We start from the raw sequence: 13,031 nt of genomic DNA, 5'->3' as shown, positions 1-13,031 counted from the left end.
GTCGCCGACGGCGGACTCCGGCTGGGGCCGCAGGCCCCCGCGGGCGCCTCCCCCGACGGTGCGACGGCGGAGACGCCCGCCGGCACGCTGGTAGCACCGCCGCGCGGTCCGCGGCTGCTGTGGGCACTGCCCGCACCGCGGGCGGAGGCGGCGGAGCAGGCGGCCCTCCCGCCAGTCGACGCAGCCGTGGTGGACGCACGGTCCCCCGAGGCCATCGCCGCGCTGCGCCGCGCCGGCACCGTCACCGGCGCGACACTGCTGCTCGCCGTCTGCGGCGGCCACGGCGTGCACGCGCCCGCCGAGTTCGACCGCCGGGCGGCCCTGTGGGGCGCGCACCCGGTGCGCGACGGCGAGGAGTTCGACCTCGGTGCGGACAGCGGTGCGTCCCGTTCCGCGGGGCGGGTGCTCGTGACCGGCGGCGCGCGCTCGGGGAAGTCGGCCGAGGCCGAGCGGCAGCTGCTCGCCGACCCCGCGGTCGCCTACATCGCCACCGGGCCGGTGCCGGAGCGCGAGGACGGCGCCTGGGCGGCGCGGATCGCGGCGCACCGCGACCGCCGCCCGCAGGGGTGGACGACGGAGGAGACCCTCGATGTCCCGGCCGCGCTGGACCGCGCGGCCGCCGCGGGCTCCGCGGTGCTGCTGGACTGCTGCGGCACCTGGCTGGCGGGGGTGATGGAGGCCAGCGGCATGTGGGCGGAGGCGCCGCCGCCGGGCGCGGCCGCCGCCGTCGAGGAGAGCACCGCGGCGCTGGTGGCCGCCTGGCGCCGCTTCCCGGGCCGCGCGGTCGCGGTGACCAACGAGGCCGGTTCCGGTGTGGTCCCGGCGACCCGCAGCGGCGGCCTCTTCCGCGACCTGCTCGGCCGCCTCAACCAGCGCCTCGCCGCCGAGTCCGAGACCGTGCTGCTCGCCACCGCGGGCCGGGTCACCGAACTCCCCTGAAGGGCTGCCGTCGCGCGCCGGCGCGGTGGCGGTGCGCGGGGATCCACACAGCGCGGGCCCGTCGGGGGAGCCCGGGGAAGGGAGCACGGTGCGCGAGAGGCTGCGGGACGCGGCGGACGGGGCGCGGATGGCGGTGGGGACGCTCACCGCCGTCCCCGTGCGGGTGGACCGGGTCGACCGGGCCACCGGCGGCTGGGCGATGGCGCTGGCTCCGGCGGTCGGCGCGGTGCTCGGCGCCGCGGCCGCAGCCGTCCTCGCGGCCGTGCTGCTGCTCGGCGGCGGCGCCCCGCTGGCGGCGGTCCTCGCCCTCGGCCTGCTGGCCCTGCTCACCCGCGCCCTGCACCTCGACGGCCTGGCGGACCTGGCCGACGGGCTCGGCAGCGGGCGCAGCGCCGACGGCGCCCTGGACGTCATGAAGCGGTCCGACATCGGCCCGTTCGGCGTCGCAGCGCTGGTGTTCTCGGTCCTGGTGCAGGCGGCCGCCCTCGCCGCGCTCGCCGGCACCGGGATCTGGTCCGCGGCGGCGGCGCTGGTCACCGCGGCTGCGGCCGGCCGGCTGGCGATGACCGCTGCCTGCACCCCGGGCGTGCCCGCGGCGCGCCCCGGAGGCCTGGGCGCCTTCGTCGCGGGCACCGTGTCCCGGTCCTCGGCGGCGGTGGCGGGGGCTGCCGTGCTCGCCGCAGCCGCCCTCCTCGGCCTGGCCCACTCTCCCGGCGCCGCCCTCGCCCTGCCGGCGGCGGCCCTGCTGGGAACCGGCGCCGCCCTCGCCCTGCTCGTCCGCGCCCGCCGCCGCCTGGGCGGGATGACCGGCGACGTCCTGGGCGCCCTCTCCGAGACCGCCGCCGCGACTTCCCTCGCTGCCGCCGCGCTCCTGCTCTGAGCGGGAACCCCCGGACCGGCACCGCCGCCCCCGCCGTGCGCCCCGGCGATACGCGTGCTGCCGCCGCCACCCGCCGGAGTCCCGGGACGGCAGCGCTCCGGCGCGCAGCGCCTCCGGCCCGCTGCCGGCCCCGGGGCGGCGCGGGGGCGCGGGTGCATACCTGTCGGGATGATCACATTTCTTCACACCGGGAACCGGGGCCGCGGACCGGCCGCCAGCGGCTCAGGGGCCAGAGCAGGCCGCAAGCCGGCAGAGGATTGTCACCGGGAGCGGGAATCCCCGGCCGAATCCGGCCCGGCAGCGGCGTCCGGAGCCGGCTCCGGGCCACCGGGCCGCCGGCGCCGCCGCGCCCGGCAGGCGGCGCCGGCGGGCCCCTGCACCGCGTTCCGCGTGCCCACCGGGGCTGCACAAGGACTAGCATCGGAAGCGTGAGCACGTCGCTGTCAGTCATTACGGAATCCCCCTGTTCGCTCGACGTCGACGCGGTTGTCGTCGGCTACCACTCCGGTGCCGGCGGGCCGGAGCCCGCGTCGGGCGCTCACGGCGTCGACGCCGCTTTCAGCGGCGGACTCGCCCAGACCCTGTCGCTTCTGGGAGCGAGCGGCACCCTGGAGGAGGTGCACAGCATCCCGTCGAACGGCGCCGTCACCGCGCCGGTCGTCATCGCCGTCGGCCTCGGCCCGGCGCCCCGGTCCGGCGCCGCCGACCCCGACACTCTGGCCCGCGCTGCGGGGGCCGCCCTGCGCACCCGCGCCGCCGGCGCGGCCCGCATCGCCGTGGCCCTGCCCGCGGACACCGCCGAGGAGGCCGCGGCAGCGGCCACCGGCGCGCTGCTGGGCGACTACTCCTACACCCGCTACCGCACCGGCGAGAGCGCCGAGCGCGCGCCCGTCGCCGAGCTGCGCATCATCAGCTCCGCCGGCGGCGCCGCAGCGGCGGCCGACCGCGCCGCAACCGTCGCCGCCTCGGTCAACCTCACCCGCGACCTGGTCAACACCGCGCCGGCCGACCTGGTCCCCGAGGACCTCGCCGACGCCGCGCGCTCGGTGGCCGAAGAGGCCGGGCTGGAGATCTCGGTGCTCGACGAGGCCGACCTCGCCGAGGGCGGCTACGGCGGCATCCTCGGCGTCGGCCAGGGCTCGGCGAACCCGCCGCGCCTGGTCCGGCTCGCCTACAGCCACCCGGAGGCGGTGCGCACCGTCGCGTTCGTGGGCAAGGGCATCACCTTCGACTCCGGCGGCCTGTCGCTGAAGCCCGCAGGGTCGATGGACTGGATGAAGTCGGACATGGGCGGCGCCGCAGCGGTGCTGGCCGCGCTGCGCGCGGTGGCGCTGCTCGGCGTTCCGGTCAACGCCGTCGGCTACCTGGCGATCGCGGAGAACATGCCCTCGGGCACCGCGCAGCGCCCCTCCGACGTGCTCACCATGTACGGCGGCACCACGGTGGAGGTGCTCAACACCGACGCCGAGGGCCGCCTGGTGATGGCCGACGCGATCGTCCGCGCCCAGGAGGACCGCCCGGACCTGCTCGTCGACGCCGCCACGCTGACCGGCGCCCAGCTGGTCGCGCTCGGCAGCCGCGTGTTCGCGGTGATGGCGGGCGACGACGCGACCCGCGCCGCCGTCACCGCCGCCGCCGGTGCGGCCGGCGAGGCGGCCTGGCCGATGCCGCTCCCCGGCGAGCTGCGGTCCGGCCTGGACTCGTCGGTCGCCGACATCGCCAACGTCGCCGGCGAGCGCTGGGGCGGCATGCTCAGCGCCGGCGTGTTCCTCAAGGAGTTCGTCGAGGAGGGCCAGCCCTGGGCCCACCTGGACATCGCGGGTCCGTCGTTCAACCAGGGGTCCGCCTACGGGTACACCCCCAAGGGCGGGACCGGCGCGGCGACCCGGACCCTGGTCCGCGTCGCCGAGGACCTCGCCGCGGGCGGGTCCGGACTGCCGGAACGCAGCACCGAACAGTGAGCCGGAACCGGCCGCGCCTGCCAGCGCGGCCGGTTCGAATCGTTTGACCAGCAGGTCCGGCTCAGTGCCGGGCCACCGGGCCGGCCCGCGCGGCCGCGTCCGCCAACCAGGCCGGATGAGACACGCATCCGGCAGCGTTGAACCGTCACAGACGGACGAACACCATCACATCCACACCAAGGAGTGTCCTTCCCGTGAGTGAGAGCGGCGGCACCTTCGACCTCGTCATTCTGGGCGCCGGCAGCGGCGGTTACGCGGCGGCGCTGCGCGCGGCCGAGCTGGACCTGAGCGTCGCCCTGATCGAGAAAGACAAGCTGGGCGGCACCTGCCTGCACCAGGGCTGCATCCCGACCAAGGCCCTGCTGCACGCCGCCGAGGTGGCCGACTCCGCCAAGGAGAGCGAGAAGTTCGGCGTCAAGGCCAGCTTCGACGGGATCGACATGCCCTCGGTGCACGCCTACAAGGACAAGGTCGTCGGCGGCCTGTTCAAGGGGCTCAGCGGCCTGATCAAGTCCCGCGGCATCACCGTCGTCGAGGGTGCGGGCAAGCTGACCGGCCCCGACGAGGTCACCGTGGACGGCACCGTCTACAAGGGCCGCAACGTGCTGCTGGCCACCGGCTCGCAGCCCAAGACCCTCGGCCTCGACATCGACGGCGAAAAGGTCGTCACCAGCGAGCAGGCACTGAAGTCGGAGCGCATCCCCGGCTCGGCCGTGGTGCTCGGCGGCGGCGTCATCGGCGTCGAGTTCGCCAGCGTGTGGCGCTCGTTCGGCTCCGAGGTCACCATCGTGGAGGCGCTGCCCCACCTGGTGCCGGTCGAGGAGGAGTCCAGCTCCAAGCTGCTCGAGCGGGCGTTCCGCAAGCGCGGGATCAAGTACGAGCTCGGCACCCCGTTCGAGAGCGTCAAGACGACCGACTCCGGCGTCAGCGTCACCCTCCAGGGCGGCAAGACCCTGGAGGCCGACGTCCTGCTGGTCGCCATCGGCCGCGGCCCGGTCTCGGAGGGCCTCGGCTACGAGGAGCAGGGCGTCACGATGGACCGCGGCTTCGTCCAGGTCGACGAGAACCTGCACACCGGTGTCGGCAGCATCTACGCGGTCGGCGACCTGATCCCCACCCTGCAGCTGGCCCACGTCGGCTTCGCCGAGGGCATCTTCGTCGCCGAGCGCATCGCCGGGCTCAACCCGCCGGCCATCGACTACGACGGCGTCCCGCGCATCACCTACAGCGAGCCCGAGGTCGCCTCGGTCGGCATCACGTCGGCCACGGCGAAGGAGCGCGGCTACGAGACCGTCGAGACCAACTACAACCTGGCGGGCAACGGCAAGAGCCAGATCCTGCAGACGCAGGGCGCGGTCAAGGTCATCGCGGAGAAGGACGGCCCCGTGCTCGGCGTGCACATGGTCGGCAGCCGGGTCGGCGAGCTAGTCGCCGAGACGCAGCTGATCTACAACTGGGAGGCGCTGCCCTCCGAGGTCGCCCAGCTGATCCACCCGCACCCGACGCAGTCGGAGGCCATCGGCGAGGCCCACCTCGCACTCGCCGGAAAGCCCCTGCACGTCCACGACTGACGCTGCCGCGCGGGGCGGGCGGGCCGGCACCCGCCCGCCCCGCGCCAGCGCCGCCACCGCTCTTTGCAGCCGCCCGTGCCGCTGCTCCCGTTCCATCAAAGAGGACCAATGCCGACTTCTGTTTCCATGCCTGCCCTGGGCGAAAGCGTCACCGAGGGCACCGTCACCCAGTGGCTGAAGAGCGAGGGCGACACCGTCGAGGTGGACGAGCCGCTCCTCGAAGTGTCGACCGACAAGGTCGACACCGAGATCCCCTCCCCCGTCTCCGGCGTCCTGACCAAGATCGTGGTCGACGAGGACGAGACGGTGGAGATCGGCGCCGAGATCGCCGTCATCTCCGAGTCGGGCGAAGCCCCGGCCGCCGCGGAGGCCCCGGCCGCGGAGGCGGCCCCCGAGCCCGCCCCGGCCCCGGCCCCGGAGCCGGCCCCCGCCCCCGAGCCCGAGCCCGCTGCGGCGCCCGCCCCGGCCCCCGAGCCCGCCCCGCAGGCCGCAGCCCCGGCGCAGCCCGCGCCGAGCGCCTCGCGCGAGGACGCCACCCCTCCGGTGGATGTGGAAACCATCAGCGGCGGCACCGCCTCGGGCACCGACGCCGTCACCGAGGCCTACGTGACGCCGCTGGTCCGCCGCCTCGCCGCGGAGCAGGGCGTGGACCTGTCGACGGTGCGCGGCACCGGCGTCGGCGGCCGCATCCGCAAGCAGGACGTGCAGGACGCCGCTGCGGCCAAGCAGCAGGGGTCCGGCGCCGCGGCGGCGGCAGCGCCCGCGGCCACGCCGCAGCCGTCGGCGGCCGACGCCGCACTGCGCGGCCGCACCGAGGTGATGTCCCGCCTGCGCCAGACCATCGCCGACCAGAAGACCGAGTCGCTGCGCTCCGCCGCGGGCCTGACCCAGGTCATCGAGGTCGACATGACCAACATCGCGCGGCTGCGCGGCCTGGCCGGCGCTGAATTCGCCGCCCGCGAGGGTGTCGAGCTGGAGTTCTTCCCGTTCTTCGCGCTGGCCGCGGTGGAGGCCCTCAAGGCCAACCCGCGCCTGAACGCGGTCATCGACAGCGAGAAGTACGAGGTCACCTACCACGACCTGGAGAACCTGTCGGTGTCGGTGGACACCGAGCGCGGCCAGCTGGCCCCGGTCCTCAAGGACGCCGGCGACCTCAACCTGGGCGGCCTCGCGCGCAAGATCGCCGACCTGGGCGAGCGGGCGCACACCGGCATGCTCAACCCCGACGAGCTGAGCGGCGGCACGTTCACCCTCACCGACACCGGTGCGGTGGGCGCGCTGTTCGACACGCCGATCATCAACCAGCCGCAGGTCGCGATCCTCGCCACCGGCGCGGTCGTGAAGCGGCCGGTCGTGGTCGAGGACCCGGAGCTCGGCGAGGTGATCGCGGTCCGGTCGATGGCCTACCTGGCCCTCACCCACGACCACCGGCTGGTCGACTCCGGCGACGCCGGCCGGTTCCTGCAGACCATTCGCGAGCGGCTCGAAGAGGGCGCGTTCGAGGCCGAGCTCGGCCTGGCCTGACGCCCCGGGCCGGCCCGGCCCCCGCGCAGCATCCGGCGCCCCGTACTCCCCGCGAGTACGGGGCGCCGTGCTGTGCGGGGCGGTCCTCGGCCGGGGAGGGGCGCCCGGGCGGCACGCCGCGGCAGCGGCAGGAGGCGCGGAAGAGGTGCAGGGCGCCGGAGCCGACCGGTACGCACGGTCCCCCGGGTCCTTCCGGGCGCGCACTGCGGCGGCCGGCGGCTGCGCATCCTGGCGGCGCTCGGACGCGGTCCGGCCGGCAGCGGCGCAGCGGAGGCGGCGCCGTGCACGCCCGGGCCGTTAGGACCGCAACGGAGACGGGGCGGGCCCGTCGCCGGACCCGCCCCGCTTGTTACCCCACCATTCACCATCCCCCTGGTGATCCCCATCACCAAAGGTCTGTCCCGGGCCGCATCCGCGTGGCCCGGCATAGACACACCGTATGTCGGCGCTCACCCGTCGCGCAGGCGTTCCGCGGAATTCGGGGCCGCGGAATCCGGCCGGACCCGGTCACCGCTCCCCCGGCCCTGCTGCCGCGCCGGCCCCGGCGCACCGCGAGGTTCCGCGCCGAATCCGCATGACCTGCAGCTTCGCCCGCCCTTCCCGCGATCCGTAGGCCGGAAGCCGGAATGCGGCCGATCCCGCGGTGCACAACGGGGCTTCGACAACCCGGCCGACTCCGGCCACCGCCGGGATGCGCTTCTTCCGCCGGCGGGGCGCCCGCCCGGTCCGGCCGGCGGGGCGCTCCCCCCTCCGCCCCTCCCGTGCCGCGGCTCCCACCGTGTTCCCCGGCCGTCCCCCGGGCAGGCTCTCCCCACAGGGTGGAGGACGATGGGGTGCACGGCGCTCCGCCGCACAGGAGCGAGACGGTACGGGGGCGGTCCGGTATGAAGGTCGCGATCACGGGCGCCGGCGGCTTGGTCGGCGGCGCGCTGAGCCGCGCGCTGACCGCCGACGGGCATGCGGTGGTGCACCTGGTGCGCCGGCCGGCGCGCACCGCCGCAGAGGCGCGCTGGGACCCGGGGAAGGGAACCGTCGATACGGGACCGCTGACGGGGGCGGACGCTGTCGTCCACCTCGCCGGCGAGCCGATCGGCCCGGCCCGGTGGACGCGCGCGAAGACCGCCGCGATCTGGGACAGCCGGATCAGCGGGACCGCCGTGCTCGTCCGGGCGCTGCTCGGCATGGAGCACCCGCCGCCGCGCCTGGTCTCCGGCTCCGCCGTCGGCTTCTACGGCGACACCGCCGGCCGGCCGACCGGGGAGGACGGCCCGAACGGCACCGGTTTCCTGCCGCGGCTGGCCCGCGACTGGGAGGCCGCGGCCCAGAGCGCCGCCGAAGGCCCGGTGTCGGTGGCGCTGAGCCGCACCGGGATCGTCCTGGCCGGCTCCGGCGGCATGCTCGGCACCGTCCTGCCGCTGTTCCGCGCCGGCCTGGGCGGCCGGCTGGGCACCGGCCGCCAGTACATGAGCTGGATCGCGCTGGACGACATGGTCGCGGCGCTGCGGCTGCTGATCGAGCGCACCGATCTGACCGGCCCGTTCAACCTGACCGCGCCCAACCCGGTCACCAATGCCTCCTACACGGCAGCGGTGGCGCACGCCCTGCACCGGCCCGCCCTGGCCCCGGTTCCGGCCTTCGCCATCCGCGCGGCCCTCGGCGGCTTCGCCGACGAGGCCGCACTGGTGGACCAGCGGGTCGTCCCGGACCGCCTGAACGATGCGGGCTTCACCTTCGCCCATCCGGAACTCACCGCCGCGCTGCCCGCTGTACTGCGCCAGTAGCCCAGCGCTCCTCCGGCTCCGGGTGGAGGGGGGCGTCGGCTTCCGGCGGCGGCAGTCCGGCGCTGAAGCCCGCGCGGCGCACTCCGCCGGGGACCGCGGCCGGCCCGGCGAGGACGGTCGGGGCGAGCCGCCGATCTGCAGGAGTCAGGCCCCGCCGGTCGGCCTGCCCGCCGATCCGGACTGCCCGGCCGACCACCGCGGCGCAGCGGCCCCGAGCCCGGCCCCGGCCGTCACTTCTCCCAGTCGATGAGGTGGTCGATGAAGGCGCGGTAGTCGCGGAGGGCGAGGCGGTATACCTCGGTGTCCGGGCCCGCCTCGCCGGACCAGGCCGCGGCGAGGGCGGCGCGGCGGCAGCGCAGGGACGCGACGACCTCGCCCAGGACTTCCTCGGACAGCCGGTCGGCCTCCTCGACCGCCTCGCGGGGCCCGTCCACGAAGCTGCTCTGGACGTCCCGCCAGCGGCCCCGGACGTCCTCGGCGTCGACGGCGCGCTGCCCGGCAGCCTCCTGCCCCTCCGAAGCGGCGACCTGCGCGTTCAGGGCGGCACGGTCGAAGGGGGCGGTGTCCGACGGCGGCATCGCCGCCCGCTGCTCGGCGGTCCGCCGCACCGGCCGGGACCGCACACTGGACCGCTCGGCCCCGCCCGGGGCGGTCCCGCCGGGCACGTCGGCTTCCTTGCGCTCCGCCATTGCATCCTCCTTACTCGGGGGCACCGAAGCGCCCGGCCGCGTCTGCCTGCCCGCCGGCGGCGGGGCTCCACTGCCGCGCCTCACCGCGCCGCCCCGGTGTTCCCGCTTCCGCCGCCGGCGGAGGACTGCCCCGGCGCGGCGTCCGCAGCCGGCCCTGCCTCCTGCGGCCCCGGCCCGGCTGCCGCGGCCCTGCCGCGCGGCACGGGGCCGATCAGGGCTTCGACGAGGGTCCGGTGGGCGACCAGGCTCGCCCGCAGGTCCTCGGTACCGGCGGACGGACCGCCCGCCGGCGCGGAGCGGCGGAACGCGGCCGCGGCGGCGGGGTGGTCGACGGAGAGGTCGTCCACCCGGCGGTCGAAGCCGGCGCCGCGCCCGGCCGGCGGGTAGCCCAGGTCGTCCAGTACCCGCCCGACGAGCGCCTGGGCGCTGCGCACCGCGCCGACCGGGTCGTCCACGAACTCCCACTGGACCTGCGCCCAGTCGCGGGCGTAGCCGGAGCGCTCCCGCGCGCCCGGCTCGCGCAGTTCGCGGCCGGCCCGCCGGCTCAGCCGCTCGGCCAGGTCCTCCTCGGCAGCCGCTGCGTCGCCGTCGTGCGCCTCGACGGCGCGCTCGTATTCCGGGCCGAAGCGCTTGCGCAGCCGCGCACTGCGCCCGCCCAGCAGCCCGCGGGCGCGCAGCACGGCGACGAGGGCGGCGATGGCTAGGACGACGACCGCGATGGCGGCGACGGTGACGGCGATGGCGATGGCGGCTGGGCCGCCGCCCGAATCGGCGGCAGCCGCGCTGGCGGCTGCGGTGGCGCTGTCCGAGCTGTGCACGGGGGGTACCTCCTGACGCACGCTCTGCCCCGGGGGGCTGCGTGGAAACGGGTTCGGCCTTGCCCGGCCACGAGCGGGCGCGGACGGTGCGGGTCCCGGCTGACCGGGGCCGGCACGCTAGCCCTTAAGGTGGGATGTATGAGTGAGCTCGTCTTCGCCCGCCTCGGCGACGACCCCGTCCCCTACCAGCAGGGATGGGACCTCCAGAAGCGGCTGCACGCCAGCCGCGTCGCGGACCTGATCCCCGATACGGTACTGCTGCTCCAGCACGAGCCGGTGTACACCGCCGGCAAGCGCACCGGTGAATGGGACCGGCGGCAGACGCGTCCCGGCACGCCCGTATTCGACATCGACCGCGGCGGGAAGATCACCTGGCACGGGCCGGGGCAGCTCACGGTCTACCCGATGGTGAAACTGGCCGACCCCATCGACGTCGTCGCCTACGTGCGCATGCTGGAGGAGGCCATGATCCGCACTGTCGCCGAGTACGGCATCACGGCCGAGCGCATCGAGGGCAAGACCGGCGTGTGGGTGCGCGCCGATCCCGTACGCGGGCTCATCGACCGCAAGATCGGCGCGATCGGCTGCCGCATCGCACGCGGCGTCGGCATGCACGGAGCCGCACTCAACTGCGCCAACGACCTCGACTGGTTCTCCGCGATCGTGCCCTGCGGGATTCCGGCCGAGGAGGGCGGCGTCACCAGCATCAGCCGCGAGCTGGGGCGCGCTGTCTCCGTCGCCGACGCACTCCCGCGCGTGGAGCACCACCTCGCCGGGGTGCTCGGCGCCGAGGACTACCGCGTGGCCGACGGTGTTCCCGACCACTTTCCCGGTGCGCTGCCGGACGGCGCCGCGCCGGCGCCCGCCTGAGCCCGGGCGACCCGCCACCGACACGACCCCTCCGCACGAGGGACTGACTCCCCGCAGGGGACGAGGAAAGGAAGGGTCCGCGTGACCATCGCTCCCGAGGGGCGCAAGCTGCTGCGCGTCGAGGCCCGCAACAGCGAGACCCCCATCGAGAAGAAGCCGCCCTGGATCAAGATCAAGGCGAAGATGGGCCCGGAGTACAGCGAGCTCCACTCGCTGGTGAAGAGCGAGGGCCTGCACACCGTCTGCCAGGAGGCCGGCTGCCCCAACATCTACGAGTGCTGGGAGGACCGGGAGGCGACGTTCCTCATCGGCGGCGACCAGTGCACCCGGCGCTGCGACTTCTGCCAGATCGCCACCGGGAAGCCGTCGGCGCTGGACCGGATGGAGCCGACCAAGGTCGCCAAGTCGGTGCAGAAGATGGGGCTGCGCTACGCCACCGTGACCGGCGTGGCCCGCGACGACCTGGACGACGGCGGCGCCTGGCTGTACGCGGAGACGGTCCGCAAGATCCACGAGCTCAATCCGGGCACCGGCGTCGAGCTGCTCATCCCCGACTTCAACGCCGACCCCGGCCAGCTGGCCGAGGTGTTCGGGTCGCGGCCGGAGGTGCTCGCGCACAACGTCGAGACGGTGCCGCGGATCTTCAAGCGGATCCGCCCCGGCTTCCGCTACGAGCGCTCGCTCGACGTCATCACCCAGGCGCGCGCGGACGGCCTGGTCACCAAGTCCAACCTGATCCTGGGCATGGGCGAGGAGCGGGCCGAGATCAGCGAGGCAATGCGCGACCTGCACGAGGCCGGCTGCGACCTGCTGACCATCACCCAGTACCTGCGGCCCTCCAAGCTGCACCACCCGATCGACCGGTGGGCCAAGCCCGAGGAGTTCGCCGAGCTCGCGGCCGAGGCGGAGGAGATCGGCTTCGCCGGTGTCATGTCCGGTCCGCTGGTCCGCTCGTCGTACCGGGCCGGCCGCCTGTACAAGCAGGCCGCCGAGAAGCGCGGCATCGCCACATCGGTGAATATCTGACCGGGCGGCGGGCGGCCCGTCCGCCCGCCGCTGGAACCGCATCGGACGCCGGCGCTCCGCCGGGGCCGCACCGCCCCGGACCGCAGCGCCGGCGTCCGACGGCGTTGTGACCGGAACACCACTGCGGACGTGACCAAACGGCAACGGCGGCCGGGGACCGCCGTTTCCGAACCGCTCCGACCTTCCCCATATCCTGGAGCCATGGCGAAGAAGCCCAAGGAACCCACGACATCAGCGGCCGCCGGCGATGCGGCCCAGAAGAAGCCGGGCCGGTTCAAGCAGATCGGCATGGTGGCCAAGCTCGTCCACAAGCAGAGCCCGAAGAGCATCCCGATCGCCGTCGCGATCTTCCTGGGGCTCGTCGCGCTCTCAGTGGTGGGTGCGCTGCTGTTCGGCGGTTGGCTGTACTGGATGTCCCTGGGCATCCCGATCGCCTTCCTCGCCGGCTTCATCTTCTTCACCCGCTCGGCGCAGCGCATCCAGTACAAGATGCTGGACGGCCAGCTCGGCGCCGGCATGGCGGTGCTGGAGAACATGCGCGGCGACTGGTCGCTCGACCCGGGCGTCGCTGCCACCAAGCAGATGGACGTCGTGCACCGGGTCGTCGGCCGCCCCGGCGTAGTCCTGGTGGGCGAGGGCGATCCGCAGCGCCTCGGCCGGATCATCGGCGCCGAGAAGAAGCGCGTCGCCCGCATCGCCTACAACACCCCCATCTACGACGTGATGGTGGGCAACGGCGACAACCAGGTGGCCATCGCCGATCTGCAGAAGCGCCTGATGAAGCTCCCGCGCAACCTGGACAAGCCGCAGGTCGCCGAGCTGCGCTACCGGCTGCGCGCACTGCCGGCCGCGATGCAGATGCCGAAGGGCCCGCTGCCCAAGGGCGTGAAGATGCCCAAGGGCCCCAAGCCGCAGTAGCGCTTCCCGGCCCGGCCGCTCCGGGCTTCCGCGCCGGCTTCTCGCCTCGGATTC

Annotated in this window: 11 protein-coding genes; 9 read left to right on the top strand and 2 right to left on the bottom strand. The window is 75.2% G+C overall.

The features are described from left to right. From ACYVGT_RS20605 to ACYVGT_RS20580, 6 genes are all read left to right on the top strand, one after another. Positions 1-939: bifunctional adenosylcobinamide kinase/adenosylcobinamide-phosphate guanylyltransferase (locus ACYVGT_RS20605; RefSeq protein WP_460860945.1), on the top strand; the 939-nt coding region annotated here is incomplete at its 5' end. Between the two features lie 127 nt (positions 940-1,066). Continuing rightward, positions 1,067-1,819 (top strand): adenosylcobinamide-GDP ribazoletransferase, encoded by a 753-nt coding sequence (locus ACYVGT_RS20600; RefSeq protein ID WP_460860958.1) that lies wholly within the window; start codon positions 1,067-1,069, stop codon positions 1,817-1,819. Between the two features lie 428 nt (positions 1,820-2,247). Further along, a complete protein-coding gene (locus ACYVGT_RS20595; RefSeq protein WP_460860941.1) occupies positions 2,248-3,780 on the top strand; it encodes a leucyl aminopeptidase in 1,533 nt (510 codons plus the stop codon). 194 nt (positions 3,781-3,974) lie between these two features. Then, on the top strand, positions 3,975-5,351 hold the full coding sequence (gene lpdA, locus ACYVGT_RS20590; RefSeq protein WP_460860940.1) for a dihydrolipoyl dehydrogenase: 1,377 nt from the start codon (positions 3,975-3,977) through the stop codon (positions 5,349-5,351). A gap of 126 nt (positions 5,352-5,477) precedes the next feature. After that, positions 5,478-6,875, top strand: a complete 1,398-nt coding sequence (gene sucB / locus ACYVGT_RS20585) for a 2-oxoglutarate dehydrogenase, E2 component, dihydrolipoamide succinyltransferase (protein ID WP_460860956.1) — start codon at positions 5,478-5,480, stop codon at positions 6,873-6,875. A gap of 884 nt (positions 6,876-7,759) precedes the next feature. Further along, positions 7,760-8,656 (top strand): TIGR01777 family oxidoreductase, encoded by an 897-nt coding sequence (locus ACYVGT_RS20580; protein ID WP_460860937.1) that lies wholly within the window; start codon positions 7,760-7,762, stop codon positions 8,654-8,656. A 230-nt stretch (positions 8,657-8,886) separates the two neighbouring features. Here the strand turns inward: ACYVGT_RS20580 and ACYVGT_RS20575 are convergent, their stop codons facing one another. Both ACYVGT_RS20575 and ACYVGT_RS20570 read right to left on the bottom strand, forming a co-directional pair. Continuing rightward, positions 8,887-9,345, bottom strand: coding sequence for a hypothetical protein (locus ACYVGT_RS20575; RefSeq protein WP_460860936.1), 459 nt, complete (start codon positions 9,343-9,345; stop codon positions 8,887-8,889). A gap of 80 nt (positions 9,346-9,425) precedes the next feature. Beyond that, entirely contained in the window at positions 9,426-10,163 is a 738-nt protein-coding gene (locus ACYVGT_RS20570) for a hypothetical protein (protein WP_460860934.1), read from the bottom strand. Between the two features lie 138 nt (positions 10,164-10,301). On the opposite strand from ACYVGT_RS20570, the gene lipB reads away from it, so the two are divergent. The 3 genes from lipB to ACYVGT_RS20555 all read left to right on the top strand — a co-directional run bounded on the left by lipB (position 10,302) and on the right by ACYVGT_RS20555 (position 12,977). Continuing rightward, positions 10,302-11,033, top strand: a complete 732-nt coding sequence (lipB, locus tag ACYVGT_RS20565) for a lipoyl(octanoyl) transferase LipB (RefSeq protein ID WP_460860932.1) — start codon at positions 10,302-10,304, stop codon at positions 11,031-11,033. Positions 11,034-11,114: 81 nt separating this feature from the next. Continuing rightward, positions 11,115-12,059, top strand: coding sequence for a lipoyl synthase (gene lipA, locus ACYVGT_RS20560; RefSeq protein WP_460860930.1), 945 nt, complete (start codon positions 11,115-11,117; stop codon positions 12,057-12,059). Between the two features lie 201 nt (positions 12,060-12,260). Next, a complete protein-coding gene (locus tag ACYVGT_RS20555) occupies positions 12,261-12,977 on the top strand; it encodes a DUF4191 domain-containing protein (protein ID WP_460860929.1) in 717 nt (238 codons plus the stop codon). The last annotated feature ends 54 nt before the right edge of the window (positions 12,978-13,031 follow it).

The sequence above is a fragment of the Nocardiopsis coralliicola genome (genome assembly GCF_054779695.1).
Note: the sequence above shows the minus strand (reverse complement) of the source record. Positions and strands in the feature narration are given on the sequence as shown.